General features: G+C 55.3%; 24 protein-coding genes. 9 read left to right on the top strand and 15 right to left on the bottom strand.

Annotated features, from left to right (window positions below; genetic code table 11):
- Nucleotides 1-30 precede the first annotated feature (30 nt).
- Nucleotides 31-999 carry a DNA-binding protein YbiB gene (ybiB, locus tag PGR10_RS15165; RefSeq protein WP_337071944.1) on the top strand — a complete coding sequence of 323 codons (969 nt, stop codon included), beginning with the start codon at nucleotides 31-33 and terminating at the stop codon, nucleotides 997-999.
- Between the two features lie 102 nt (nucleotides 1,000-1,101).
- Here ybiB and ybiJ read toward each other — a convergent pair whose 3' ends face one another.
- From ybiJ to PGR10_RS15145, 4 genes are all read right to left on the bottom strand, one after another.
- Nucleotides 1,102-1,362, bottom strand: coding sequence for a DUF1471 family protein YbiJ (gene ybiJ / locus PGR10_RS15160; protein WP_045395040.1), 261 nt, complete (start codon nucleotides 1,360-1,362; stop codon nucleotides 1,102-1,104).
- Nucleotides 1,363-1,646: 284 nt separating this feature from the next.
- Entirely contained in the window at nucleotides 1,647-1,913 is a 267-nt protein-coding gene (locus PGR10_RS15155; RefSeq protein ID WP_430923722.1) for a DksA/TraR family C4-type zinc finger protein, read from the bottom strand.
- Nucleotides 1,914-2,032: 119 nt separating this feature from the next.
- On the bottom strand, nucleotides 2,033-2,296 hold the full coding sequence (locus PGR10_RS15150) for a DUF1471 domain-containing protein (RefSeq protein ID WP_430923721.1): 264 nt from the start codon (nucleotides 2,294-2,296) through the stop codon (nucleotides 2,033-2,035).
- A gap of 158 nt (nucleotides 2,297-2,454) precedes the next feature.
- Nucleotides 2,455-3,069: a flavin reductase family protein gene (locus tag PGR10_RS15145; protein WP_430923720.1), complete on the bottom strand. Its 615-nt coding sequence runs from the start codon at nucleotides 3,067-3,069 to the stop codon at nucleotides 2,455-2,457.
- A 97-nt stretch (nucleotides 3,070-3,166) separates the two neighbouring features.
- Here PGR10_RS15145 and rlmF point away from each other — a divergent pair, with 97 nt between their 5' ends.
- Nucleotides 3,167-4,081, top strand: coding sequence for a 23S rRNA (adenine(1618)-N(6))-methyltransferase RlmF (gene rlmF, locus PGR10_RS15140; RefSeq protein ID WP_430923719.1), 915 nt, complete (start codon nucleotides 3,167-3,169; stop codon nucleotides 4,079-4,081).
- Here the strand turns inward: rlmF and ybiO are convergent.
- The 6 genes from ybiO to rhtA form a co-directional block, all read right to left on the bottom strand.
- Entirely contained in the window at nucleotides 4,078-6,276 is a 2,199-nt protein-coding gene (gene ybiO, locus PGR10_RS15135; RefSeq protein ID WP_430923718.1) for a mechanosensitive channel protein, read from the bottom strand. The genes rlmF and ybiO overlap by 4 nt on opposite strands.
- 111 nt (nucleotides 6,277-6,387) lie before the next feature.
- Nucleotides 6,388-7,110 (bottom strand): glutamine ABC transporter ATP-binding protein GlnQ, encoded by a 723-nt coding sequence (glnQ, locus tag PGR10_RS15130; protein ID WP_015367582.1) that lies wholly within the window; start codon nucleotides 7,108-7,110, stop codon nucleotides 6,388-6,390.
- Nucleotides 7,107-7,766, bottom strand: a complete 660-nt coding sequence (glnP, locus tag PGR10_RS15125) for a glutamine ABC transporter permease GlnP (RefSeq protein WP_045364618.1) — start codon at nucleotides 7,764-7,766, stop codon at nucleotides 7,107-7,109. Before glnP ends, glnQ begins: the two co-directional genes overlap by 4 nt.
- Nucleotides 7,767-7,891: 125 nt before the next feature.
- On the bottom strand, nucleotides 7,892-8,638 hold the full coding sequence (gene glnH / locus PGR10_RS15120) for a glutamine ABC transporter substrate-binding protein GlnH (RefSeq protein ID WP_015367580.1): 747 nt from the start codon (nucleotides 8,636-8,638) through the stop codon (nucleotides 7,892-7,894).
- A 378-nt stretch (nucleotides 8,639-9,016) separates the two neighbouring features.
- Nucleotides 9,017-9,520: a DNA starvation/stationary phase protection protein Dps gene (gene dps / locus PGR10_RS15115; protein WP_015367579.1), complete on the bottom strand. Its 504-nt coding sequence runs from the start codon at nucleotides 9,518-9,520 to the stop codon at nucleotides 9,017-9,019.
- A gap of 238 nt (nucleotides 9,521-9,758) precedes the next feature.
- Nucleotides 9,759-10,646 (bottom strand): threonine/homoserine exporter RhtA, encoded by an 888-nt coding sequence (gene rhtA / locus PGR10_RS15110; RefSeq protein WP_087860021.1) that lies wholly within the window; start codon nucleotides 10,644-10,646, stop codon nucleotides 9,759-9,761.
- 352 nt (nucleotides 10,647-10,998) lie between these two features.
- Here rhtA and ompX point away from each other — a divergent pair, with 352 nt between their 5' ends.
- Nucleotides 10,999-11,514: an outer membrane protein OmpX gene (gene ompX, locus PGR10_RS15105; RefSeq protein ID WP_015367577.1), complete on the top strand. Its 516-nt coding sequence runs from the start codon at nucleotides 10,999-11,001 to the stop codon at nucleotides 11,512-11,514.
- A gap of 67 nt (nucleotides 11,515-11,581) precedes the next feature.
- Here the strand turns inward: ompX and PGR10_RS15100 are convergent, their stop codons facing one another.
- On the bottom strand, nucleotides 11,582-13,159 hold the full coding sequence (locus PGR10_RS15100) for a phosphoethanolamine transferase (protein WP_430923717.1): 1,578 nt from the start codon (nucleotides 13,157-13,159) through the stop codon (nucleotides 11,582-11,584).
- Between the two features lie 268 nt (nucleotides 13,160-13,427).
- Complete coding sequence (gene mntS / locus PGR10_RS15095) at nucleotides 13,428-13,553, bottom strand: manganase accumulation protein MntS (protein ID WP_015367575.1); 126 nt, start codon at nucleotides 13,551-13,553, stop codon at nucleotides 13,428-13,430.
- A gap of 186 nt (nucleotides 13,554-13,739) precedes the next feature.
- Between mntS and mntR the strand changes: the two genes are divergently transcribed.
- From mntR to PGR10_RS15070, 5 genes are all read left to right on the top strand, one after another.
- Nucleotides 13,740-14,207, top strand: coding sequence for a manganese-binding transcriptional regulator MntR (mntR, locus tag PGR10_RS15090; protein ID WP_113373913.1), 468 nt, complete (start codon nucleotides 13,740-13,742; stop codon nucleotides 14,205-14,207).
- Complete coding sequence (locus PGR10_RS15085) at nucleotides 14,204-15,316, top strand: anion transporter (protein ID WP_087860018.1); 1,113 nt, start codon at nucleotides 14,204-14,206, stop codon at nucleotides 15,314-15,316. The genes mntR and PGR10_RS15085 overlap by 4 nt, the downstream gene beginning before the upstream one ends.
- A gap of 107 nt (nucleotides 15,317-15,423) precedes the next feature.
- Complete coding sequence (locus tag PGR10_RS15080) at nucleotides 15,424-16,464, top strand: aldo/keto reductase (RefSeq protein ID WP_113373914.1); 1,041 nt, start codon at nucleotides 15,424-15,426, stop codon at nucleotides 16,462-16,464.
- Nucleotides 16,465-16,620: 156 nt separating this feature from the next.
- On the top strand, nucleotides 16,621-17,997 hold the full coding sequence (locus tag PGR10_RS15075; RefSeq protein WP_316424449.1) for a glycoside hydrolase family 1 protein: 1,377 nt from the start codon (nucleotides 16,621-16,623) through the stop codon (nucleotides 17,995-17,997).
- Between the two features lie 60 nt (nucleotides 17,998-18,057).
- Nucleotides 18,058-18,774: a GntR family transcriptional regulator gene (locus tag PGR10_RS15070; RefSeq protein WP_087860015.1), complete on the top strand. Its 717-nt coding sequence runs from the start codon at nucleotides 18,058-18,060 to the stop codon at nucleotides 18,772-18,774.
- Nucleotides 18,775-18,865: 91 nt separating this feature from the next.
- Here the strand turns inward: PGR10_RS15070 and ldtB are convergent, their stop codons facing one another.
- Together ldtB and PGR10_RS15060 are read right to left on the bottom strand one after the other, a co-directional pair.
- Entirely contained in the window at nucleotides 18,866-19,780 is a 915-nt protein-coding gene (gene ldtB / locus PGR10_RS15065) for a L,D-transpeptidase (protein ID WP_015367569.1), read from the bottom strand.
- Between the two features lie 198 nt (nucleotides 19,781-19,978).
- The gene (locus tag PGR10_RS15060; RefSeq protein WP_047049100.1) at nucleotides 19,979-20,761 is read right to left on the bottom strand and encodes a tyrosine-protein phosphatase; all 783 of its coding nucleotides are present in this window, start codon (nucleotides 20,759-20,761) and stop codon (nucleotides 19,979-19,981) included.
- 179 nt (nucleotides 20,762-20,940) lie between these two features.
- Between PGR10_RS15060 and PGR10_RS15055 the strand changes: the two genes are divergently transcribed.
- A complete protein-coding gene (locus PGR10_RS15055; RefSeq protein ID WP_015367567.1) occupies nucleotides 20,941-22,533 on the top strand; it encodes an ABC-F family ATPase in 1,593 nt (530 codons plus the stop codon).
- A 133-nt stretch (nucleotides 22,534-22,666) separates the two neighbouring features.
- Here the strand turns inward: PGR10_RS15055 and PGR10_RS15050 are convergent, their stop codons facing one another.
- A complete protein-coding gene (locus PGR10_RS15050) occupies nucleotides 22,667-25,030 on the bottom strand; it encodes a TIM-barrel domain-containing protein (protein WP_430923716.1) in 2,364 nt (787 codons plus the stop codon).
- Between the last annotated feature and the right edge of the window lies 1 nt (nucleotide 25,031).

The following is a 25,031-nucleotide window of genomic DNA, read 5'->3' as shown; positions in this document are numbered from 1 at the left end:
GCGGAGCCTACCGCTGGAGGGAGCAACTCGATGGATTACACCAAAATCATCAAAGAAGTCGGGCGCGGCAAAAATCACGCTCGCGACCTGGATTTAGTCACGGCCCGTGCGTTGTATACGCGGATGTTAAACGGCGAAGTGGACGATCTGGAACTGGGCGCTATTCTCATTGCGCTGCGCATCAAGGGCGAAGGCGAAGCCGAAATGCAGGGCTTCTATGAGGCGATGCAGCTACAGACCATCCGCCTGACGCCGCCGGTAGCGAAACCGATGCCAATTGTTATCCCCAGCTATAACGGCGCGCGCAAACAGGCCAACCTGACGCCGCTGCTGGCGGTACTGCTGCATAAACTTGGTTTCCCGGTGGTGGTTCACGGCGTCAGCCACGATCCAACCCGTGTCCTGACCGAGACCATATTTGCGCTGATGGGGATCCCGGCCACCACCCACGCGGGTCAGGCCCAGGCGCGTCTCGACAGCCATGAGCCGGTCTATATCCCGGTCGGCGCGCTGTGCCCGCCGCTGGAAAAGCAGCTGGCATTGCGTTGGCGGATGGGGGTGCGCAACAGCGCCCATACCCTGGCCAAGCTGGCGACGCCGTTCGCTGAAGATGCCGCGCTGCGTCTGTCGAGCGTCTCGCATCCGGAATACGTCGATAAGGTCGCGAAGTTCTTTACTGAAATCGGCGGTCGCGCGCTATTGATGCACGGTACCGAAGGTGAGGTTTACGCCAATCCGCAGCGTTGTCCACAAATCAATCTCATTGATGCGGCGGGGACGCGAGCGCTGCATGAGCGAGCCGATGAAAGCCAGCAGGACAAGGTGGCGCTGCCGGAATCTAAAGATCCCGAAGTTACCGCGCGCTGGATTGAGCGCTGCGTGAGCGGTAGCGAGCCGGTTCCGCAGTCGCTGAAAATTCAGCTTGCCTGCTGCCTGGTCGCCACCGGTCAGGCGAGTTCGCTCGCCAATGGCCTGGCGCAGGTTGCCGAACGCTGGTAAACGGACAAAAAAAAGCCCGTCCGGTGGCTCGGACGGGCAAACAAGGGTATTTAAAAGGTCTTTTCAGGGTTAATTCAGTGGCATTTCAGAGTGTTGCTGCGATTATTTGTAGATAACCGCGGTACCGCTAACTTTGTTGTTGGTGTTAGCGGAGGTGATGCTGTAGCCGGTTGCGCCAGCGGCATCTGCTTTAGCAGCCAGTTTGGCTTCCAGGCCATCCAGAGTCGTTGCGCCTTCAGCGGAAACGACGCCGATTTTATTCATGCTTTCTGCCTGTGCGGAGGTCACCGGCTGAGCGGCGAATGCGCCGAAAGACAGAGCGGAAAGGGCGATAGCAGCGGCAGCGTATTTGATGTTTTTCATAATTAATCTCTCGCAGTGTGTTCTGTAGGGGGACGATGTTCTGTCGATGTGATGAGTATCACGTTTTTTGCCGCGAGATAAAATCGAAGGAAATTCACAGTCTTAATCGAATTTTTTGAATGATTAATAATTTATTGATTATTAATAAATTATTTTCCGCTATTGCTACGGTCGAGGGACAAACTAGTTGCCATGGCAACTAAAGGCACATTTTGCTACTTTTTTCGCCAAAAAACGTGCGTGAAAAGATAGCGCAATCAGCGGTAATGAACGGTAAAGGAAGGTCAGCGCAGCTGGCTATCTTTGGAGCCGCGGCGATTATATCCTGAATATGTATTGTTATGTAAATCTTTATCCTGCTGGCAATTCACGCAGTATTTAACCCCGGGCAGCGCTTTGCGCCGCGCCTCCGGAATAGGCTCGCCGCATTCTTCACAAAATTTGTTGCTCTCGCCGCCAGGAAGCTCGCTACGGGCGCGGGCGACAGCATCGTTTACCGTGCTGTCAATTTGATCCTGGACGGCCCCATCGTTTGCCCAACCTGATGCCATGATGCGCTCCTCGTGTTTGCAACCTATAAACAGTATAGAAAATATGGGGGCGAAAAATGAGCAGCCAAGTCCCGGCAGCCGGGATTTCCGCCTGCGTATTCCCGGCGAGAGCGGAAGAATTATTTATAAATAATCGCCGTGCCGGCTAATTTATTGCCGCCGCCGGCGGCGTTAATTCGCCAGGCAATCGCCCCCTGCTGGTGGGCTTTTTGCGCCAGTTGCGCTTGTAAGTCGTCGAGGGTGCTGGCGCCGGAGGCGGAAACAGAGCCGGACGGGCGCAGCGGACCAACGGCCACCGGAGCGGTTTCAGCGGTGTTGGCCAAAGTGAATGAGGAGAGAAGGGCGAGCGCGAGAAAAGCGGGTACGAACAGAAAGGTTCTCATGGCTATATCCTCATTAACAGCATGGGACATACCATAAGTTTAGGTCGTGATGCGCAGAACCACCGGATAAATAAGCGTGGGCAAACAACCACTTTACGCGCTTAATGCCGCCCGGGCATTCGCCCGCTGCGACATGCGTTAGCCTTATTACGTGAAAGTTAACGAGCGTCCGGGCGGATCATATCGAAGCGCTGGCTTTCATCAATGCTGTAGTAGGCCGTCGGCCCGCCGGCGCGTAAAATCGGCTGCGCTTTCGCGGTTTGATAGATCCCGTCTTCCAGCAGCGACTCATCAATATGTACGGCGACCACTTCGCCGAGCACCAGCCAGCTATCAATGGCTTCGCCGCTGGCGCGCGTCAACTGAATACACTGCGTCAGGCGGCATTCGAAGTGGACCGGGCTTTCCGCCACGCGCGGAGCGCGGACGATCCGGCTCGGCGCGGCGGTCAATCCGGCGCGCAGGAATTCATCTTCATGACGCGGAATAGAGGCGGAGGTTTCATTCATCGCTTCGGCGAGTGGCCGGGTAGCCAGATTCCAGACAAACTCTTTTGTTTCAACAATGTTCTGCACGCTGTCTTTCCAGCCGCCGCTGGCGAAACCGATGATCGGTGGCCGATAGTTAAAGCAGTTGAAGAAGCTGTAGGGGGCGAGATTGCGTTGCCCTGCGTTATCGATCGATGCGATCCAGCCGATGGGGCGCGGCCCGACGATAGCATTCAGCGGGTCGTGCGGCAGGCCGTGGCCTTCGGCAGGTTGATAGAAGTACATAGAGCACCAGAAAACGAAATAAGAAGATATCCAGACTCCCTTATTTACCGCGCCGCCGTCAACGGGTATCTTACGCGGCTGTTGAAAGGAGATTGCCATGAAAGCCGAAAAACCGGGGTTGCACCCGCGTAACCGTCATCACCAACGCTATGATTTGCCAGCGCTGTGCCAGACTCATTCCGAGCTGCAAAGCTACATCACCCTGAATCCGGTCGGTGAGCAAACCATTGATTTTGCTAACCCACTGGCGGTGAAGGCGCTGAATAAGGCGCTGCTGGCGCACTTTTACGCGGTAAAACACTGGGATATTCCTGACGGCTTCTTGTGCCCGCCGGTGCCGGGACGCGCGGACTACATCCACCATCTGGCCGACCTGCTGGCGCAGGATAGCGGCGAGATCCCGAAAAATGCCAGCATTCTCGATATCGGTACCGGCGCGAACTGCATCTATCCGCTGATTGGCGCGCATGAATACGGCTGGCGCTTCACCGGTAGCGAAGTCAACCCGCAAGCCTTTGCCAGCGCCCAGGCGATTATCAACGGCAACCCAGGGCTGACGCGGCAAATTCGTCTGCGTCGCCAGAAAGAGGGCCAGGCAATCTTTACCGGGATCATTCATAAGAATGAAACCTATGATGCGACTCTCTGCAACCCGCCGTTCCACGATTCCGCCGCCAGCGCGCGTGCCGGCGGCGAGCGTAAACGCCGTAATCTGGGGCTCGGTGAAGACAGCGTACTGAACTTCGGCGGCCAGCAGCAGGAACTGTGGTGTGAAGGCGGCGAAGTGGCCTTTATTTCGCAAATGATCCGCGAAAGCCAGCAGTTCGGCCGTCAGGTTAAATGGTTTACCTCGCTGGTTTCCCGCGGCGATAATTTGCCGCCGCTGTATCGCCTGCTGACCGAAGTCGGCGCGGTGAAGGTGGTGAAAAAAGAGATGGCGCAGGGGCAGAAACAGAGCCGCTTTATCGCCTGGAGCTTTATGGACGACGCAAAGCGCCGTCGTCCATTTTAAGTCTCCGCCGCCGGGTTTGCGTTGCCCGGCGGCGGCAATACTTGCCAGGTTTGTACCGGCGCGCGCACGCCGGCGCGGTCGAAATGCTGCTTCACCTGGGTATCGAGGGCAAAGCGTACCGTCCACTGCTTCAGCGGTAGCGTCGTAAAGCTGACGCGTAAGGTAAACGCGGTATTGCTCAGCCCCACCAGCCCGGCGAACGAGGGTTCGCCAATAATCAGCCCGCGGATCTCCTCCTGTGCCATCAGATCGTCTACCGCCGCCTTCAGCGCCTGATTGGCTTTATCCAGGTCCTCCTGCCTGTCGACATCATAGTTGGCGACCACCGAACCGATCCCGCGCACAAAGTTGGCGAAGGTGGTTATCGAAGACCAGGGAATAATATGGTACGCCCCGGTATCCTGGCGCACGCCCACCGAGCGGATCGACATCCGTTCCACCGTGCCGGTTAATGGCCCGATGGTCACCAGATCGCCGGTGTTCATCCCGTTTTCAAACTGGATAAAGATGCCGGTAATAATATCTTTAACCAGCGTTTGGGCGCCGAAAGAGATAGCCAACCCTAATGCCCCGGCGCCCGCCAGCAGCGGCGCGATGTTCACCCCCACTTCCGACAATAAGATCATTATCGTAATGGTGGTAATGACCACCGCCAGCGCGTTGCGAAACAGCGTCAGCAGCGTTCTGGCGCGAGCGCTGGGCAGCGGGCGTCCATGAATGTCCGATGACAGGCGGTTCTCAATCAGGCTTGCCAGTAGGGTCCAGCCGACGGCGGAGAAGAACAGGATTAGCGCGATACGAATCAGGACATCCACCGTTTTTTGCCCGGCATCATTGTGTAGCCATTGCTGAAAATCAAACAGTCCCCAGGCGCTCAGCAACAGCATCACCGCCACGCATACCGTCAGGATCCGCGCGGCTTTCAGCGAGGCGGAGATCCAGCCGTTGAGCCGTTTTTGCAGCTCCGGATAGTGGCGTTGCGTTTCTGGCGACAGGGTGATGGTTTTGGCTATCCAGCGTGACAAAATACCGGATACCAGCGCCGCGGCGCCGACGATAGCCAGGCTACGCAGCGTCGCGCCCATCATAAATTTGAGGCTGTTGCCGGGGTCAAAGAGCGAAAAGAAGAACAGCACGATAAAGTAGGCACAGGCCAGCCAGTGCCAGATCAGCGCGAAAGCGCGAATAAACAGGCTGAAGAAAGGCAGCGAGTGGTCGGCAAGATGGATAAGCCCCTGGGTGATGGCGCGTTTGTTGTGGAAAATCAGATACAACGCCCACACCGTAATGCACAACATTATGATGACGTTGGCCAGGGCGCCAATTTGCACGTTAACCTGGTTGGAGATAATCGGCACCGCCACGATCAGCCCGTAACCAATCAGGCTACTCAGGGCGCTGAGGCGTAAGTTCCAGTAGATTGCGTGTTCGTCGCTGATATTGAAGGGGCGTAAATCGGCAATCCGCGGGCAAAAAATCACTCGCAGAATGGCTTTAAAAAACTCGATCAGCGCGAAGGCGTTAAGAAACAGGCTTTGTTGGAAAGCAACGGTGCGGTTGCCGCCGTTTAAACGATCGCTTAACAGCTGGCCGATAAACAGCGTTAGCGCCAGCAGCAGCAGGTCAATGATAAAAGCGCCAGCAATGGTTGCCGGTAACTGAAGCCAGTTATTGCGCTCACGGTTTTTGTGCCTTCCCCAATGGCCCATTTTGCGGTACAGCGGCAGCGCCGCCAGGCGTACTAACCACCAGAAGGCAAATACCAGCCCGGCCAGCAGCAGGAAGTCGCCAGCGGCATTGCGAAAAGCATCGGCATGGAAAGGCTTATGCGGCGAGCCGGTGATATTGCGCCATAGCTGCGAAAACCGCGACGACAGGCGCTCGCTATACTGACGGCTAACTTCCGTCACGCTTTCCAGAACGGTTTGCTCATCTTTGACTTCTGGCGGGGTCAGCGTGGGGGCGGTGGCAGGCGGCTGGGTGGCGGCGGCTTTGCGCAGCTCATCGATTAACTCCTGCCGCGAGTCCGGATTATCCAGAACGTCAGCCAATGCCGCCCAGGCGGCTTTTTTCTGTTCAAGGTCAGGCTCGCTGGCTGTGCTTTTGTCGGTTGTCGCCGCCGGTATGCCGGGCAATGACGCCGCCGACAGTGGAGAAATCCACAGCGCAGCGAGCAACAGTAGGATCCACGGCATGGGCGCCTCCATTGCATCTCAAACTGCTAAGTATAGAAGGGGTCACACGAGGAGGAGCGGTGGGATGAATCTGGAAAGCGGCTCTCCCTTTGCCGGGGAGAGCCGGGCGCATCAGGCTACGTGCTGTAAAAACTCGCGCAGACGCGGGCTTGGCGGGTTCTTCACCAGAACCTGCGGGTCGCCATCTTCGGCGATGCGGCCTTTATCGATGAAGATCAGCCGTGACGCCACTTTTTCAGCAAAGCCGATTTCGTGGGTTACGATGACCATCGTCATACCTTCCTCGGCCAGGTCCTGCATGACTTTCAGCACTTCATGGCGCAGTTCCGGGTCAAGTGCCGAAGTCGGCTCATCAAACAGCATCATTTTCGGTTTCACCGCCAGCGCGCGGGCAATGGCGACGCGCTGCTGCTGGCCGCCGGAGAGTTCGGATGGATAGTGGTGTGCGCGTTCCGCGAGACCCACTTTCGCCAGCAGCTCTTTCGCCAGCGTTTCTGCCGCCGCCTTCGACGCGCCGCGCACGCGCTGCGGGCCGAACATCACGTTCTCCAGCGCCGTCAGGTGCGGGAACAGATAGAACTGCTGGAATACCATTCCGGCTTCCTGGCGAATTAAGCGCTCGTCAACTTTCGGGTCGTTCACCTTCAGGCCATCGACGATAAGATCGCCGCTGGTGATCTCTTCCAGTTTGTTGATGCAGCGTAGCAGCGTAGATTTACCGGAGCCGGATGGCCCGATGATCACGACCACTTCGCCTTTGTTGATCTTCAGATCGATATCGTGCAGCACTTTAGTCGGGCCAAAGTGTTTGGAAACGTTTTTAAATTCAATCACAGGATTTTCATCCTTCTTTCAAGACGACGCAGAATGAAGCTCAACACCAGGGTGATGATCAGATAAATGACCGCAACGGCGCTCCAGATTTCCAGCGCGCGGAAGTTACCGGCAATAATTTCCTGGCCCTGGCGGGTCAGCTCGGCGACGCCGATGACGATAAACAGCGACGTATCTTTGATACTGATAATCCATTGGTTACCGAGCGGCGGCAGCATACGGCGCAGCGCCAGCGGCAGGATCACGTGGCGGATGGTCTCGCGGCGGGAGAGCCCCAGCGCCAGACCCGCTTCGCGGAAGCCTTTGTGGATGGACAGCACCGCGCCGCGGGTGATTTCCGCGATATAGGCGCCGGAGTTGATCATGATGGTCACCACCGCGGCGGTGAATGGGTCGATGCGTAAGTCGCTAAACGCCATCGGCAGCGCGAAGTAGATGAACATCACCTGCACCACAATTGGCGTGCCGCGGATGATTTCAATAAATACCAGCGCGACGTGGTTGGCTATCCAGCCGCCGAAACAGCGGGCGAAACCGGCCACCAGACCGATGATAAGGCCGCCAACCAGGCCGAGGACCGAAATCCACAGCGTCATTTTGGCGCCTTCCAGCAAAATAGGAATGGCGGGCCAGATGGCACTCCAGTCAAACTGCATAATGTGTTCCTGTTACTGTTACCGTGTCGAAAGCAGAGAAAGCCTCTGCGAATACGGCGCCGGGGAAAGAGACCCTGGCGCCGTGGAGCCCGCGGCGGATTGGCCGCGGGAAGTCGTCCTGATTATTATTTTGGTTCAGTACCGAACCATTTTTTATAAATTTCGTTGTAGGTGCCGTTTTCACGCAGCGTTTTCAGCGCGCCGTTCACTTTTTCGCGCAGTTCGTCGCTGCCTTTCGGGAAAGCGATACCATAGCTTTGCGCTTCCAGCGATTCGCCTACCGCTTTGAACTTGCCCTGACCGGCAGTTTTAATGAAGTACAGGATGTTTGGCGTGTCGTGCAGTACCGCGTCAGCGCGGCCGGTGCCCAGTTCCATATAAGCGTTGTCAATGTTCGGGAACTGGCGCAGATCTTTGGTTTTGATGTTGGCTTTCGCATAATCAACGGAGCCGGTGCCGCTCTTCACGGCGACCACTTTGCCGTTCAGATCTTTCACGTCTTTGATGTCATTGTTTTTCGCGTTCACCATCACCAGCAGGCCGCTTTTGTAGTAGCCATCGGAGAAGTCGATCGCTTTTTTACGCTCGTCGGTGATGGTGATCCCCGCCAGCGCCAGATCGATGTTTTTGGTCTGCAGCGCGGGAATGATGCCGCTGAAGTCCATAGGTTTCAGGGTGTAGTCCAGTTTCAGCTCTTTGGCGACCGCGGCCCACAGGTCAATATCGAAGCCGACGTATTTATCACCTTGCTTAAATTCAAACGGAACAAACGCCGTATCGGTGGCGACTACCAGTTTTTTATCTGCGGCGTGAGACGAAACCGCAAAAGCCAGGGTCAGTGCAGCCAGTGACACTTTTAATACAGACTTCATAGTATTTCCTTTTTTATCCACGGGACGAGCCCCTGCGAGAACGTGTAGCCTAATGAAAAAATCGTGCCAGTTTTACAAGCCATTGTTTTTCAACAGGAGCTCTCATATCGCTTGCACAATTTCGGTTATCCAATAGGGTAAATGCACCGTGATGGGGCGTCATTTTGGTGCAATATAAACGTAGCGAATAACCAGAGCATTTTTAACGCAAACCCTGATGGGAAAACAATCTTGCTGTAACGATTGTGTGAGGTGATTATTACAATTGTTTTACTTTAGTACGTATTGTGTACAAGGTGGTGCACCAAAAGAGGGCGAGTTAAGCGGTTGTAGGGGGGATGGAAATAGCCGCCAGCGGGCGCTGACGGCGACGGACGTTTATTCGATATTCGCTTCGATGAACCACAGGAATTTATCCAGGTCGCGGGAAGCCGCGGTAAAGATATCGGCGGTGTCTTCATCTTTCGCTTCGCTGATAGCTTTACGCACATCATTGGCCACGATGGCATAACGGTCGGCCAGCTCTTTCAGATGTTCCTGAACGGTGTGAATATCCAGCGGGTAGCTTTTCAGCGGGCTTTTGCTGTTGATGACCTGAGTGGTGCCCAGAGCGACGCCGCCCAGTTGAACGGCACGTTCAGCCATCGTATCAAGGTGATCGGTGAGTGCAGTGCGGAAACCATCCAGCATTTCATGAACGGCAATAAAGTTGGCACCGCGCATATTCCAGTGGGCCTGCTTGGTAATCAGCGACAGGTCAATGAACTGGATCACCTGGCGATTCAGCAGCTCAACGGTAGCTTTCTTCTCGTTGTCTGCGACATCGTTACGGGTATAGAGCAGGTTAGACGCTTTAGTTTTAACCAGTTTTGCGGTACTCATAGTTTCATATCCTCTTGATATTGATACTCGTCATACTTCAAATTTGAATTATGTAGAGCGTTTGTCCCAAATGACTTCGGGAATAATTATAGCAAGGGATATCGGATATGAGGCATCGGCTGTCCATATCAGTCCGATAGCGCTAAGTTGTTGGCTATTTAAAAAGTTTTGTTAAATCATATAATTAGAAGTAAGTGGCTGGCTCGCTAAGACCGCGAGCCAGTGTGGTAACAAAATCTTAATTTATATCGACTTTCTCAATTTTGCTTTGCCGCTGCATGGTCAGCGTCGACCCCATTGAGGCGATGATAATCGCCCCTAGCGCCAGAGTTTGCGTCAGCGTCAGCGTCTCGCCGAGGAACACCATTCCTGAGAGCGCTGCCAGCGCCGGCTCCATGCTCATCAGCGTGCCGAAGGTGCGGGTGGGCATCCGCGTCAGGGCAATCATTTCCAGCGAGTAGGGCAGCGCGGTAGAGAGAATGGCGATGCCAAGCCCCAGCGGCAGCAGCGACCATTGCAGTAGCGTATCGCTGGCCTGGACGATGCCGATGGGCACAAAAATCACCGCCGCGATGAGCGAGCCCATGGCCACCGTCGCCGGGCCATGTTCTTCACCCGCGCGCTGGCCGGTAAGAATATAGACCGCCCAGAATGCGCCGGCGCCGAGCGCGAATAGCGCGCCGACTAAATCTACTTGCCCTACGTTTTGCCCAAGCGGCAGCAGGAACCACAGCCCGAGCACCGCCAGCGCCACCCAGACGAAATCAAGCGGACGGCGTGAACCGAAGAGCGCCACCGCCAGCGGCCCGGTAAACTCCAGCGCGACCGCGACGCCGAGCGGTATTCGCTGCAGCGATAAATAGAAGAGATAGTTCATCGCCCCTAACGCTACGCCGTAAAAGAACAGCGGCAGCCGCTGCTGCGGGGCAAAGCGCAGTCGCCACGGCTTAAAAATAACGACTAAAATTAAAGTGCCGAGCGTCAGGCGCAGAGCGGTGACGCCCGGTGCGCCAATCAACGGGAAGAGCGATTTCGCCAGCGATGCGCCGCTCTGAATGGAGACCATGGCGATCAAAATAACCAGTATCGGCAACCACGCTGGAACTTTACGGGACGAGCCGGGCATCCTTTCTCCTGTCAGGGTTTGTCAAAAGAGGTAAAGGTTCCAGTGTACTGGAATAACCGCTTAACGGTTTAGCGATTGTTGAAAAAAGAGGGTGGAAAAACAGTACAATGGCGTAAAATGCGTAGGGGAATGCCTTCGCGACTAAGAATAATCTGGATGCGCAGCGCTTACGGCTGGTAAACGTTAAGCACTTTTTGCGCGAAAAGTGTTTGATTTCCAGATTGTTACGAAATCGTGGAAACTTTTGCTTACATGAAAAAGTATGTTAGACAATGTAAAGTCAAAAGAGTTTCCCAAAAGTTTTTGATATATTTAAGACTTAGGACTTATTAGAAACACATTTGAGGTGGTTATGAATAAAATTGCACGTCTTTCAGCACTGGCCGTTGTTCTGGCTGCATCCGTAGGTACTACTGCTTTCGCTGCAACTTCTACCGTTACCGGTGGTTACGCTCAGAGCGACATGCAGGGTAAAGCCAACAAAGCAGGCGGTTTCAACCTTAAGTACCGTTACGAGCAAGATAACAACCCGCTGGGCGTTATCGGTTCCTTCACCTACACCGAAAAAGACAACACCAGCAACGGTACTTACAACAAAGGCCAGTACTACGGCATCACCGCTGGTCCGGCTTACCGTCTGAACGACTGGGCGAGCATCTACGGCGTAATCGGTGTTGGCTACGGTAAATTCCAGAACAACAACTTCCCGAACCAGAAATCCGACATGAGCGACTACGGTTTCTCTTACGGCGCTGGTATGCAGTTCAACCCGATCGAAAACGTTGCCCTGGACTTCTCCTACGAGCAGTCTCGCATTCGTAACGTTGACGTCGGCACCTGGATTGCTGGTGTAGGTTACCGCTTCTAATCACTTCGGTGATATAAAAAATCCGCCTCAAGGGGCGGATTTTTTTTGCCTGCGATTCGGGCCCCGCTTAGTTGACGGTAAACTCGTCGCTGCCCAGATGGTTGTAGTCCACTTTCTGTAACTGGAAATTGGTGATATACACCGGTCCGGCTTTCTGTTCCGAGATAAAGCGATAGCGTGGGGTAATTTCCTGTGCGCTGATGCCGGTCCACTGCGAGAAGAAGCTGAGGAAATCATTCGCCGAGCGGCGGGCTTTAATCATCTTATGCGCTTTATCGTCGCTGGAGAGCACCATAAACGGTACCTGGAAGTTCTGCTGATATTTGTCATCATGGGCGAGATACTGCACTGCTTTACCGCGTTCTTTAAACGCCAGACCGTGGTCGGAAAAATAGGTGAGCGAGAAAGAGCTGCCGGAATTCTGTAGCTGGCCGTAGAGCTTTGCCAACAGCGCGTCGGTTTGCGTCACGCTGTAGAGATAGCACGAGGTCTCCTTTGACTGCACAAAGGTGATGTACTTGCCTTTGGTACGATCGCAGGCCTGCGGGTGCGAGCCCATAATATGTAATACGATCAGCTGCGGCTGGCTGCGCTCGACTGATAAGACCTGCTCGGTCAGTTTCAGCAGTTGTTCATCCTGAGTATTTTTATTGGCTTCAAAATCTCCGTTTTTCAGGAACTGCACCTCATCGGCGCGTTTGGCGATGCTGGCGATGGCGGTATCGTATTCACCAATTTGTCCCTGATTGGAGAACCACCAGGTCTGGAAGCCTGCGCGGTTGGCGAGGGTGACGAAGTTATCCTGATACTGGGGTTTACCGTCTACCACCCGATTGAGGGTCAGGCCCAGCGATTTCTGCGTGGAGCCGCTGGCGGCGACGTAGTTTTTAAACAGATAGCCGTTGACCGAACTGGCGAACGGCGTGTTGTCCCAGTGGCCGCCGAAAGCGCCAAGCGCATCGCGGCGCGCGCTTTCGCCAATCACCACAACATAGAGATGGTACTTAGGCTTCACCGCCAGCACGTGCCAGCTATCTTTCATGTTCGCTAACTGCGCCATCCGCGCCTGTTCATCCAGCACTTCATTGTTATTAACGATCACGTCTTTTACGAAGCGCACGGCGGGATAACCGCTATCAATGACTTTAAAGACGCCGCCCCAGGCCAGATTCTGCACTGGCTGTAGAAAGAAGATACCGATGCTAAACAGCAGCCCCAGATATTCCACTTTGCCAAGGCGCGTGGGCGGCTGCGGTTTCCGCCGTATGGCAATGACGCCGAGGGCGAAGATAAATACCGCCAGCAAATAGTTGTACCACGGAAAAATAGTGAGTATTTCCGTCGATTCTTCAACGTTGGTCGCGTGCAGCGCCAGTAGCGTATTGAAGTTCGGCGCGCCGTAAGCCTGGCCGAAGGGATAGTACATTGCGGCCAGCAGGGAATAGAGGCCAACAACGCCTTTTTGTACCCGCGGGAAGGTGCGCCACAGCAGATGGAGTACGCAGGTAAACGCAACGGTATAGAGCAAGCTAAATTCATACCCAAGCGCCAGATTAATCAACAGCGACTGTAAAAAGTAGAATCCTGTCCACGGGTTCAGGGCCAGCCTGCGGGCGGCCAGCGTTTCTTTCAGAGTGACATTCATAATTCGTAATCAACAAGACGCCATGTTCGTCCCCTGGCATCAAGGGGGTAAAACCTGCTGGACAGTGCGTGAAGAGGGTCTCTGCGAGCCGCAGTAGTGGCAGGGCTGACAAACGATAGGGCCTGCGAATGGTAAGGTCAACTGTTCATAACAGATTGTTTTGCGAGAAAGCTTACAAAACTTGAAAAAAGCGCTGAAAGGCGAGGAAACCGGGTAGGTTAACGGGGGAAAATGACAAAAAAATGAAGCGGCGTACCGCGACGCCGCGTTAGTGGTTAGGTTTGTCCTGCTGCGGTTTGCCGTTGATCATGTCGCACAGCATGCCGATCAGCATTAAGCGTACTTTAAAGGGTGAATGGCTAAACACGTTTAAGCACCTCTTGAATTCGTTCATGGTTATTCCTCCTGCGTTTTCGCGCCGTCAAATCCGTGATGGCTGTTTGCATTACATACAGATATAGCACAGGCTATATTTTATAGCTATGGCTAAAACGTTAATTTTTTGTGCTACGGGCGCAATCCATTACAATGTGGATCCTTTTATATGATGCTTGACGCGTCACACCAACGAGGAAGCACAATGAACCGTCGCGCAGGTAAGCCCATAACTAAAAAAGTGACGCAGCTGGTTAATGTCGAAGAACACGTAGAGGGGTTCCGTCAGGTGCGCGAAGCGCATCGTCGCGAGCTGATTGATGACTATGTGGAGCTGATCTCCGATCTGATCAACGAAGTGGGCGAAGCGCGCCAGGTGGATATGGCTGCGCGTCTTGGCGTTTCGCAACCGACGGTGGCGAAAATGCTTAAACGTCTGGCGAGCGTCGGCTTGATCGAACAAATCCCCTGGCGCGGGATCTTCTTAACCCCGGAAGGGGAAAAGCTGGCCCATGAAAGCCGCGAGCGTCATCAGATTGTGGAAAACTTTCTGCTGGCGATTGGCGTGAGTGCGGAGATTGCCCGCCGCGATGCGGAAGGAATGGAGCACCACGTCAGCGAAGAGACGCTGGCGCAATTTAAGCTGTTTACCCAGAGATTACACGCGGAATGAATCTCCCCTTTGTGCAGTCGCTCGCCCGTGACCGTTTCCTGCATCTTTTATTGCTTATCGCCATTATTCTTAGTCTGTTCGTTCCTTTCGCGCCTCGGCGCTGGGGGCAGGCTATCGACTGGCACACTATCATCACGCTCAGCGGGCTGATGCTGCTGACAAAAGGGATTGAACTGAGCGGTTATTTTGATGTACTGGGGCGCAAAATGGCGCGCCGTTTCGTCACCGAACGCCAGCTGGCCATCTTTATGGTGTTGGCTGCCGCGCTGCTTTCCACTTTTTTGACCAACGACGTCGCACTGTTCATCGTCGTCCCCCTCACGTTGACGCTGAAAAAATGGTGCGCCATCCCGGTGAACCGGCTGATTATTTTTGAAGCGCTGGCGGTTAATGCCGGCTCTTTATTAACGCCCATCGGCAATCCGCAGAATATCTTACTGTGGGGGCGCTCCGGGCTATCGTTTCTTGCCTTTATCGGCCAGATGCTGCCGCTGGCGGCGGCGATGATGATCACGCTGTTGGTGCTGTGTTGGTTCTGTTTCCCCGCCGCTCGGCTCAATTATCAAAGTAGCGACAAAGCGCCGGAGTGGCGGCCTAAGCTGGTGTGGAGCTGCCTCGCTTTCTACCTTATCTTTCTGGCGGCGCTGGAGATGAAGCAGGAACTCTGGGGACTGGCGCTCATTGCCGTCGGGTTCCTGTTGCTGGCGCGAGCGGTGATTATCAACGTCGACTGGTCGCTGCTGCTGGTGTTTATGGCGATGTTTATCGACGTTCACCTGCTGACGCAGCTGCCGGTACTGCAGCAGTGGCTGAACGGCGTCGGCCAGCTCTCTTCCGGCGGGCTGTGGCTGACGGCAATCGGACTGTCGCAGTTTATCAGCAACGTGCCATCGACTATTTTGCTGCTTAATTACGTACCGCCAACGATGCTGTTAGCGTGGGCGGTGAACGTCGGCGGCTTTGGGCTACTGCCCGGGTCGCTGGCGAATCTGATTGCGTTGCGGATGGCCGGCGACCGCCGGATCTGGTGGCGCTTTCATCTTTATTCCATTCCGCTGCTGATCTGGGCGGCACTCACCGGTTATGCCTTGCTCGCGCTGTGGCGCTGATTTTCAGAGGATTGGGCAAGAAACGGGCAGGAACACCCCATTCGCGATGACGACGCTCGGGCTATAACTATCTGGCTGACGTTAATCATCCGAATGAGGACACTGCTATGCGTTATCAAAAACTGGGAAATACCGGCCTGTTTGTCTCTGAGCTGTGCCTTGGCACCATGACCTTCGGCGGCGAAGAGGGGATGTGGGGAAAAATCGGCCAGCTGCGCCAGGCGGAAGCCGAACAGCTGGTGGGCAGCGCGCTGGATGCGGGCATCAACTTCATCGATACCGCCAACGTTTATTCAGAAGGACGCTCGGAGGAGATAACCGGCCAGGCGTTAAAGAACCTGAAGATACCGCGTGAAAACGTGGTGGTGGCGACCAAAGTGTTCGGCGAAACCGGCACCGCTGGGGTGAACTCGCGCGGCAGCTCCCGCTACCACATTATGGGCAGCGTGAAAGAGAGCCTGCGCCGCCTGCAGCTCGATCATATCGATCTCTACCAATTACACGGTTTCGATCCGGCGACGCCTATCGAAGAGACGCTGTCGGCGCTGGACACCCTGGTGCAGCAGGGGCACGTGCGCTACATCGGCGTTTCTAACTGGGCGGCCTGGCAAATCGCCAAAGCGCTGGGCATCGCGGAACGCCTTGGGCTCTCGCGCTTTGCTTCTTTGCAGGCTTACTACACGATTGCCGGGCGTGACCTGGAGCGCGAACTGGTACCGATGATGCAAAGCGAAGGTCTCGGCCTGATGGTCTGGAGCCCGCTGGCGGGCGGTCTGCTGAGCGGTAAATATCGCCGCGATGGGCAGGCGGAAGCGGGCGGTCGTCGCCTGGAGTTTGACTTCCCGCCGGTGAATAAAGATCGCGCCTTTGACTGCATTGACGTCATGCAGGCGATAGCCGAAGCGAAAGGGGTCTCGGTGGCGCAGATTGCGCTGGCGTGGTTACTGCATCAGCCGGCGGTCACCAGCGTTATTATTGGCGCCAAACGGGCCGAGCAGTTGCAGGATAACATTGCCGCCACCGCTATTCGCCTGAGTGAAGATGAGTTACGCCAGCTTGACGCGGTCAGCGCGCTGCCGCGCGAGTATCCGGGTTGGATGCTGGAGCGCCAGGGGGAATATCGCCGTAAGCAGCTTGACGCGCAGTAACGCCGTTTTTTCCGTGCTTATAAAGATCGCCGCTTGCGGCGATCTTTTTTGTTTGTATGGCTCACAGAAAACGATCCTGCTTTTGCTTCGGCGGCGGTTTTTTTGTATATGACTAGTCATAACATTTAAATGACTAGTCATATACAGAGGCGAACCATGAAAGACAAACTACCGGCCAATTTTTTATGGGGTAATTCGGTCTCCAGCATGCAGACCGAAGGGGCGTGGAATGAGGGGGGGAAGGGGATGTCGGTATACGATATCCGTGAACCGTCGGAGTTCGCCTCGGACTGGAAGGTAGCGACCGACTCCTACCATCGCTTCCGCGAAGATTTTGATTTAATGCAGGATCTGGGCATGAACTGCTATCGCTTCCAGATAGCCTGGAGCCGCGTCTGCCCGCAGGGAGATGGCGAGTTCAATGAAGAGGGGATTGCGTTCTACCATCAGTTTATTGATGAGCTCATTGCCCGCGGTATTGAACCAATGATCTGCCTCTATCACTTCGATATGCCCTTGTCGCTGGCGGAGCGCTACAACGGTTTTACCGACCGCCGGGTAATGGACGCCTTTATCCGCTATGGCCAGAAGATGATCGACTGCTACGGCGATAAGGTGAAGTACTGGCTGACCTTCAACGAACAGAATCTTTACCATTCGCCGGAGGCTTTTCTGATCACCGGTTATCTGCGTGGCGATAAAACGCTGCGCGAGCTTTACCAAATTCAGCACCACGTGATGATGGCGCACGTTCATCTCACCGACTATCTACATCAGGCCAAACCACAGTGTCTAATGGGCGGAATGCTGGCCCATGCGCTGGTCTATCCGGCAACCTGTAAGCCGCGCGATATTCTGTGCGCCCAGCAACTGGACGAGTTTTTAAACCAGAACCTGCTGCGCGCGTACGCGGGCGAGGGCTATAGTCCGGAGGTGATGCATTTTGTCGCCCGTGAAGGTTTTGATGATATCTATCGCCCTGAAGATATCGCGCTGATGGCGAGGGTGAAGGTCGACTATCTGGCATTCAGCTACTACGCCAGCCGCGCGCTCAATAGCGATGCGATTCCGCCGGGCACGGCGGTGAATAACTACATGCTCTTCGGTAATCAGGACAATCCATACCTGAAGGCGACGGAATGGAACTGGCAGATCGATCCGCTGGGATTCCGCATGATCATTACCCGCTATTACAACGACTGGCGGCTGCCGGTCTTCCCGATTGAAAACGGTATCGGGGTAATTGAATCCTGGGATGGCGAAAATCCGGTCGCTGATGATTATCGTATTGCCTATCACCGCGATCACATTGACGCCATGAAAGCGGCAATGTTTGAAGACGGGGCGCAGGTGATAGGCTATCTCGGCTGGGGATTAATCGATATCCTTAGCTCGCAGGGCGACATGCGTAAACGCTACGGCGTGGTGTACGTCAATCGTGAAAACCACGATCTTAAGGATCTGAAGCGGGTGCCGAAGAAAAGCTACGCGTGGCTGAAGCGGGTGATTCACAGTAATGGCGAAGAGATGTAACGGCGAGCGGGCGGTGTATGCCGCCCGCCAGCCATTCACAAAATGTTAAAGGATCGGAGAATGACGGCGAAGTATCTTAATATCGCGCGGGAAATAAAAAAGCGGATCATTAGCCAGCAGTATCCTGCCAGCGCGCCGTTACCCGACCAGTTTGCCCTGGCGGCAGAGTTCAATACCAGTCGGATGACGATCCAGCAGGCGATGCGTCAGCTGATTGTCGAGGGGCTTATCTACACCCGCAAAGGGCAGGGCACCTTTGTGCGGAAAAATTTCCTCCAGCTATCGCAGTGGGAACTGCCCGGCAGCGACTATTTCGGCGCCACCAAAACCTGGGAGCATCTTGGCGAAGTGCAAAGCGTAGTCGTGCGCTTTGAGCTGCGTTTTCCCAGCGAGAAGGAGCAGAGTTCGCTGCTGATCGACGCCGATGCGCCGGTGTATGACTTCGTCCGCCTGCGGTTGCTTAACGGCGAGCCGGTTTCGCTGGATTTAACGGTGATGCCGGTAGCGCTGGTGCCGGGACTCAATAAAAGCCATCTGCAGAGTTCGGTGTTTCGTTATGTGCAGGAGACGCTGGGGCTGAAGCTGATGGGGTCATATCGGGTGGTGCGGGCGATGAAGCCGGATGAGCTGGATAAATTACATCTTAACTGCGAGCCGACCGACCCAGTGCTGGAGGTTGAGCAGGTGATTTATCTGGAAGACGGTACGCCGCTGGAGTACGCGCACTGCCGCTACCGCTACGATCATGGCGGGGTCATTCTGGTCAATAACGGCTAGCCGGAAGATTTACCCTGCTGGCGCTGCGCTTAGCAGATGCAGATAAAAAACGGCGGGCACCAGGCCCGCCGTTTTCATGTGCTGGCTGAACTTAGTTCAGGCGCACCGGCATCCCTGAACGGTTCTGGATCGCCTGATCCATTACGCTCTGATCAACGTCAGGCTGGCTGGTCACCGACTGCACGGCCTGAGTCAGGCTGATAGGCACGATTTCGCCGCCTTTGAACTGCGCTTCGGTGGTCGACAGCGGGTTATGTACTTCGACGTAGCGGCTGCCATCCGGTTCGGTGGTGGCTTTTACCGGCTCATCGATAAACTGCACGCGGGTGCCGACCGGCACGTTCTCAAACAGGAATTTGATGTCTTCGTTACGCAGACGCACGCAGCCATGGCTCACGCGCAGGCCGATACCAAAGTTGGCGTTGGTACCGTGGATGGCATACAGACGACCGATATACAGGGCGTACAGGCCCATCGGGTTATCCGGGCCTGCTGGCACGACTGCCGGCAGCGGGTTACCTTCCGCGGCGTATTCGGCGTGCATTTTCGCCGTCGGGGTCCAGGTCGGGCCCGCTTTCTTACGCTCAACTTTGGTCGTCCAGTTGATCGGCGTATCTTTACCCAACTGGCCGATACCGATCGGCAGTACGATCACGGTATTAGTGCCTTTCGGGTAGTAGTACAGACGCATCTCGGCGCTGTTGATAACGATGCCTTCATGCACGGTGTCCGGCAGAATCAGCTGTTGCGGAATATTCAGCACGGTACCGCCTTTCGGCAGGTAGGTATCCACGCCCGGGTTCGCTTCCAGCATGTTGGACAGACCCATCTGGTATTTGGCAGCGAAATATTCCAACGGCTGTTTATTATCGTCTGGAATAGTAATGACCTGGTTCTGGCCAATCAGACGGCTGCCGTCGGTCGGCAGAGGATAGGTAACAGCTGAAGCTGTGTTGCAAAAGCCCACGATGGCGAAGGCTGCCGCTAAGAGTGTCGATAATTTCATATTCTTCATGTCGTGCGCGGTGTCAACGCCACACGGGCCTTGTTAGATATTCAGATAGTAGATGGGAGCGCATTATATGTGCTTTCCGATAAACAGGTAAATCAGATGTGTACGAAATCACAATTTTTTCCTGTTGCTACTAGTGTAGTGCGCAACGCGCCGCTTTCACGGCGAATCGTCTGGTTATCGAAACGTGGATTAATCTTCCAGCAGCCGCGACTGTAACGCTTCGCGCGCCTGCGGCGTCAGGCGATATTCCTGTTCCAGCCAGCGGTCGACATGACCGTAACGCTGTTCAATGCTGGACAACGCGGTCGCCAGATACGACTCCTGGACGGTCATGATGGCGGCGAGATTTTTACGCCCATTATCGTTAAGGCCTTCGCCGAAGGTATCGAGCAGGAATCCTTCGACCTGCGCCAGCATCCCCTGGGTCAGCAGATACTCTTCCATGACCGTATTGCTATCGCAGCCAAGCGCGAACAGCGTCAGGGCGCAGCCGACGCCGGTACGGTCTTTACCAACCGCGCAGTGCTGCAGCAGAGCGCCGTCGAAAGGTTCCATCAACCACTGAGTCAACTGGCGATAGGCGGCGTTATCAAACGGCAACTGGCGGTAGAGCTGTAGCATAAACTGCTCGCCGTCCATGGTGTTGAGGGTCGCGGCGTTAAACTCGGTGACTTTCGCATTGACGCTGCTGGAAAGCGGATTAGCCGGAGCGTTGAGGTAGAAGGCTTCGCTATTTAGCCGGTCAGGGCTGCGATTGACCTCCGTCGGATCGCGATAATCCAGCACCCGGCTCAGCGGAATGGCGCTGAGATGATTGAGATCCTCCGGCGTCATGTTGTGCAGCGAGCCTGAGCGCAGCAGTTTGCCAGAACGTACGCGCCGGCCATCGGCCGCGCGTTGACCGCCGAGGTCGCGAAAGTTGATGCCGCCTTGAAGCGAGATAAATGCAGGATGGCTGGTGCGGGTGGTCATAAATTCCCTCTGAATTGCGGATAATTATTATGTCTTAGCAATCGGTCATTTTGCGGTAAAACCCTGACCATAGCATAGTTATTGGCGGGCTTTTTACCGCAAGCCGTGAAAAGTGAACCATTTGCTGGCATAATGTCTGGTTCATCACATCCCTAATTCTCTATTTTCAGGATATCCTCGTGCTAGTATCCAGCAACGTCACCATGCAGTTTGGCAGTAAGCCGCTGTTTGAAAACATCTCCGTCAAATTTGGCGGCGGCAACCGCTACGGCCTGATTGGCGCCAACGGCAGCGGCAAATCTACGTTTATGAAGATCCTCGGCGGCGATCTTGAGCCGACGCTGGGCAACGTTTCGCTTGACCCGAACGAGCGTATCGGTAAGCTGCGCCAGGATCAGTTCGCCTTCGAAGAGTTCACCGTGCTGGATACGGTTATCATGGGCCACGGCGAGCTGTGGGAAGTGAAGCAAGAGCGCGATCGCATCTACGCGCTGCCGGAAATGAGCGAGGAAGACGGCTATAAAGTGGCCGACCTGGAAGTAAAATACGGCGAGATGGACGGCTATTCCGCCGAAGCGCGCGCCGGTGAACTGCTGCTCGGCGTCGGTATTCCGGTGGAGCAACATTACGGCCCAATGAGCGAAGTCGCGCCGGGGTGGAAACTGCGTGTCCTGCTGGCGCAGGCGCTGTTCTCCAATCCGGATATCCTGCTGCTCGATGAACCGACGAACAACCTCGACATCGATACCATTCGCTGGCTGGAGCAGGTGCTGAACGAACGTGACAGCACCATGATTATCATTTCGCACGACCGTCACTTCCTGAACATGGTCTGCACTCATATGGCGGATCTCGATTACGGCGAACTGCGCGTATATCCGGGTAACTATGACGAGTATATGACCGCGGCGACCCAGGCGCGTGAGCGTCTGCTGGCCGATAACGCCAAGAAGAAAGCGCAAATTGCCGACCTGCAGGCCTTTGTTAGCCGTTTTAGCGCCAACGCTTCAAAATCGCGTCAGGCGACTTCCCGTGCCCGTCAGATTGATAAAATTAAGCTGGATGAAGTGAAAGCCTCCAGCCGTCAGAACCCGTTCATTCGCTTCGAACAGGATAAGAAACTGTTCCGTAACGCGCTGGAAGTGGAAGCGTTGGCGAAAGGCTTTGATAACGGCCCGCTGTTCAAAGGGGTTAATCTGCTGCTGGAAGTTGGCGAAAAGCTGGCGGTACTGGGGACCAACGGCGTCGGTAAATCAACGATGCTGAAAACGCTGGTCGGCGAACTGGAAGCGGATAACGGGACCGTCAAGTGGTCCGAAAACGCCCGTATCGGCTACTACGCTCAGGATCATGCCGAAGATTTCGAGAACGACCTGACGGTCTTTGACTGGATGAGCCAGTGGAAACAGGAAGGCGATGACGAGCAGGCGGTACGCAGTATCCTTGGTCGTCTGTTGTTTAGCCAGGACGATATTAAAAAGCCGGCGAAAGTCCTCTCCGGCGGCGAGAAAGGACGCATGCTGTTCGGTAAGCTGATGATGCAGAAACCGAACATCCTGGTGATGGATGAACCGACTAACCACCTGGATATGGAATCGATCGAATCGCTGAACATGGCGCTGGAGATGTATCAGGGCACCCTGATTTTCGTTTCTCACGACCGTGAGTTCGTTAGCTCGCTGGCGACTCGCGTACTGGAGATCACCCCAGAACGCGTCATCGATTTCAGCGGCAACTACGAAGATTACCTGCGCAGTAAAGGTATCGAGTAATCCCTCTCCGTTACCCGGGTGGCGGCTACGCCTTACCCGGGCTACCAAACAGCATAGTGCTGTAGCCCCGGTAAGCGGTAGCGCCACCGGGGATTTTGAGACCACCAATACCGGCGGTTTCAGCGGGCCTTGGTCAGAGCATCCACTCCGTTCCTTCGACGCCATTCACCAGCAGTTGGCGTTTTTCTCCCGCTGGTAATAACAGCTTCAGCGCTTTCCACGCCGGGCGATAGTTGCCGCGAGCGTTAATATTCAGGTTTACACTAGTGGCGCTGCAGGTCATTTCCCACTCCAGCCATAGCGCATCCCCTTCTTTATAGCCCCAGCTTTCGCCGTCGTCTTCAAACAGCAGGCCGCGGGTTGAGCCGGCACCTTTCAGCGGGAACAACTGCAGTTCGCGACGATCGTCTTTTTGCGCATCGACGTGGTTGATACGTTCACTGAGCGGCAGACCGGCGCCGGCGCGGACCAGCAGCGGCAGTTTTTCCAGCGGCGCGTCCAGCGTCACCCACTGACCACCGGCGAACCACTGGTGGCTGTAAAAATCGTACCAGCCGTCCTGATTATCGGGCAGCCACAGCTGGCGCTGACGGACGCCGGGCTCGACTACGCTTGCCACCAGCAGATCTCGCCCCAGCATGAAGTCATCACACTCGGCGAAGGTCTGGGTATCGTGCTGGTGATCGAGGAAGGTCGGGCGCAACATGGGTTCGTCATCGGCATGCGCCTGCCATAACAGGGTGTACAAATAGGGCAGCAGACGGTAGCGCAGCTCGATGGCAGAGCGGATCGCCGGGGTGATTTCCGGGTACATCCAGGGTTCATTGACCGTCTGGTCGTCATTCCACGAGTGAATGGTAAAGCGCGGATGCATCACGCCGTTTTGCACCCAGCGAACGAACAGTTCTGGCTCGGGTTTATCGCCGGAGAATCCGCCGACGTCATGGCCGACGTTAAACAGCCCGGAAAGACTCATCCCTAATCCCATACGGGTGTTATAGCGCAGCGTATCCCAGTTAGTGCGGTTGTCGCCGCTCCAGGTCTGTACGTAGCGTTGCATCCCGGCACAGCCGGAGCGGGAGATCAGATACGGGCGCTTTTGCGGCGCAAAACGCTGCTGCGCTTCCAGCGAGGCGCGCATCATTAATAGTGGCATCACCGGGCGAATATGCTTAATGGCGATTTCGCGGCCAAAGCCGTAGCAACGCGCTTCGCCGTCCCATACCTCATACTCGTTATTATCATTCCAGGTCGAATCGATACCCATCTCCAGTAGCTGGGTGGTTACGCCTTCTTGCCACCAGGCCACGGTGTGCGGGTTGGTGAAGTCGAGATGCGAACCTTCATCGTCCCAGAAGCTGGAGCGCTCCGGCGTATCGGTTTGCGAATCGCGAATAAACAGGCCGCGTTCCGCCACTTCGCCATAGCGCGGGTGATCCTGCAGCAGGCACGGTTTGATATTGGCAGCCAGTTTCAGCCCGGCATCGTGGAACGACCGGCTCATCACTTTTGGCTGCGGCACCTTGTCGTAGTTCCAGTTAAAGACGTAGCGCTTGCCGTTGATTGAGGTATAGCCGGAAGAGAGCTGGAACGAATCGCAGGGGATCGCATGCTGCTCGCACAGGCGGATAAAATTCATCAGCTGATTTTGCGCATCCGGCGCGTCGGTATAGTGCATCGTCGAACCGCTGTAGCCGAGGCTCCATTTTGGCCCAAAGAGGGTTTTACCGGTCAGACGGACGAACGCCTTGGTCACATCCAGCACCTGCTTACCGGTAAACAGGTAATAATCGATGTCGCCGGCTTCCGCCTGCCAGCGGCGATAGGCGGTGTGGTAGTTGTCGATTTCATTACCCAGATCCAGCCAGCAGCTGCTCAGGTTGTCATAGAACAGGCCGTAGCTGATATCGCTGCGCTGCGTGATGGTAAACGGAATATGTTTATACAGCGGATCCGTGCTGACGGCGTTGTAGCCCATGGCATCGAGGTTACGCATTTCGTAGCGTTTACCGTTACGCTGCAGGTCGCCGGCTTTTTCCCCCAGCCCGTAGAAACGCTCATCTTTACGGCGGCTGAGATAATGGGCGACGCCATCCCCGTGGGCATTTGCCAGATAGGCGCTGGTTGGGCGGTCATTGGCGAGCGTCTGCCACTCACCGGCGTCGTCGCGATAGCTCCACTCCAGCCAAAGCGGCTGGTGGACGGTGACGCGCAGCTGGCGGGTGGCGATGGTCAGTGCGTCATCTTCTTTGGTCATCTGCCAGGCCGGGAGGCTAAAACCGCTGAGGTCATCCCGCGCGCGGCCTTCCCACGGCACATCCTGCTGCGGGGCGATACTCCATGTGCGATCCAGCGCCAGTTGGCCCTGGCGCTTCAGCAGGACGCGGAATAAATTCTCTTCCAGCACATACAGATACAAAGTGTGCTGACCATCAACGGTCAGTTCAACGTGATGCTCCAGCTGTTGGTGCAAACTCCAGTGTTTCAACGTCTTCATA

The sequence above is a fragment of the Klebsiella sp. 141198 genome (assembly GCF_050600785.1).
GTDB lineage: Bacteria > Pseudomonadota > Gammaproteobacteria > Enterobacterales > Enterobacteriaceae > Klebsiella > Klebsiella aerogenes.
Note: the sequence above shows the minus strand (reverse complement) of the source record. Positions and strands in the feature narration are given on the sequence as shown.

Coding starts and splice junctions, on each gene's coding strand:
- PGR10_RS15085 (WP_087860018.1), top strand. CDS start 14,204: ATGAATCTCCCCTTTGTGCAGTCGCTCGCCCGTGACCGTTTCCTGCAT.
- mntS (WP_015367575.1), bottom strand. CDS start 13,553: ATGAACGAATTCAAGAGGTGCTTAAACGTGTTTAGCCATTCACCCTTT.
- rhtA (WP_087860021.1), bottom strand. CDS start 10,646: ATGCCCGGCTCGTCCCGTAAAGTTCCAGCGTGGTTGCCGATACTGGTT.
- glnP (WP_045364618.1), bottom strand. CDS start 7,766: ATGCAGTTTGACTGGAGTGCCATCTGGCCCGCCATTCCTATTTTGCTG.
- ompX (WP_015367577.1), top strand. CDS start 10,999: ATGAATAAAATTGCACGTCTTTCAGCACTGGCCGTTGTTCTGGCTGCA.
- PGR10_RS15075 (WP_316424449.1), top strand. CDS start 16,621: ATGAAAGACAAACTACCGGCCAATTTTTTATGGGGTAATTCGGTCTCC.
- ybiB (WP_337071944.1), top strand. CDS start 31: ATGGATTACACCAAAATCATCAAAGAAGTCGGGCGCGGCAAAAATCAC.
- ybiO (WP_430923718.1), bottom strand. CDS start 6,276: ATGCCGTGGATCCTACTGTTGCTCGCTGCGCTGTGGATTTCTCCACTG.
- glnH (WP_015367580.1), bottom strand. CDS start 8,638: ATGAAGTCTGTATTAAAAGTGTCACTGGCTGCACTGACCCTGGCTTTT.
- PGR10_RS15100 (WP_430923717.1), bottom strand. CDS start 13,159: ATGAATGTCACTCTGAAAGAAACGCTGGCCGCCCGCAGGCTGGCCCTG.
- rlmF (WP_430923719.1), top strand. CDS start 3,167: ATGAAAGCCGAAAAACCGGGGTTGCACCCGCGTAACCGTCATCACCAA.
- ldtB (WP_015367569.1), bottom strand. CDS start 19,780: ATGAAATTATCGACACTCTTAGCGGCAGCCTTCGCCATCGTGGGCTTT.
- PGR10_RS15145 (WP_430923720.1), bottom strand. CDS start 3,069: ATGTACTTCTATCAACCTGCCGAAGGCCACGGCCTGCCGCACGACCCG.
- dps (WP_015367579.1), bottom strand. CDS start 9,520: ATGAGTACCGCAAAACTGGTTAAAACTAAAGCGTCTAACCTGCTCTAT.
- PGR10_RS15150 (WP_430923721.1), bottom strand. CDS start 2,296: ATGAGAACCTTTCTGTTCGTACCCGCTTTTCTCGCGCTCGCCCTTCTC.
- PGR10_RS15060 (WP_047049100.1), bottom strand. CDS start 20,761: ATGACCACCCGCACCAGCCATCCTGCATTTATCTCGCTTCAAGGCGGC.
- PGR10_RS15080 (WP_113373914.1), top strand. CDS start 15,424: ATGCGTTATCAAAAACTGGGAAATACCGGCCTGTTTGTCTCTGAGCTG.
- PGR10_RS15155 (WP_430923722.1), bottom strand. CDS start 1,913: ATGGCATCAGGTTGGGCAAACGATGGGGCCGTCCAGGATCAAATTGAC.
- PGR10_RS15070 (WP_087860015.1), top strand. CDS start 18,058: ATGACGGCGAAGTATCTTAATATCGCGCGGGAAATAAAAAAGCGGATC.
- mntR (WP_113373913.1), top strand. CDS start 13,740: ATGAACCGTCGCGCAGGTAAGCCCATAACTAAAAAAGTGACGCAGCTG.
- PGR10_RS15050 (WP_430923716.1), bottom strand. CDS start 25,030: ATGAAGACGTTGAAACACTGGAGTTTGCACCAACAGCTGGAGCATCAC.
- ybiJ (WP_045395040.1), bottom strand. CDS start 1,362: ATGAAAAACATCAAATACGCTGCCGCTGCTATCGCCCTTTCCGCTCTG.